Origin of the sequence: Kineococcus vitellinus, from assembly GCF_009906315.1 — a bacterium.
In the GTDB taxonomy this organism is placed as follows: Bacteria; Actinomycetota; Actinomycetes; order Actinomycetales; family Kineococcaceae; genus Kineococcus; species Kineococcus vitellinus.
On sequence record NZ_JAAALL010000676.1, the window covers coordinates 1 to 360 of the forward strand.

Genomic DNA, 360 nt, shown 5'->3' on the forward strand with positions numbered 1-360 from the left:
ACGTCGGCGCGACCGAAGTAGGGGTCGCTGACCTCCTCACCCCAGAACGCGTGCTGCTGACGAGCGAACGCCGCATGATCGAATGGGCCCGCCGCAGCATTCAGACCCACCGCATCGCCCAACCGCACCGCGCTGAAGCGCGCCCGACGCTCCGCACGCCGGCGCAGCAAGCCCTCGCCCACCGGCACACCACCCGCACCGGCCGGCGCCTCGGACGGCACCGCCGTCAAGTGCGCCACCGCACGACCCCGAGACAAGATCGTGAACGACTCCCCCGCCTCAACCTCCGCCAACACCTTCGCGTACTCGTTCCGCAGCTCGCGCGCATTGATGCTCCGCATGGCTACATCGTAGCCACCA

Annotated in this window: 1 protein-coding gene; it reads right to left on the bottom strand. The window is 69.4% G+C overall.

The features are described from left to right. On the bottom strand, nucleotides 1-341 hold a 341-nt coding region (locus GTQ99_RS24055; RefSeq protein WP_420814624.1), incomplete at its 3' end, for a type II toxin-antitoxin system Phd/YefM family antitoxin. Nucleotides 342-360 lie beyond the last annotated feature (19 nt).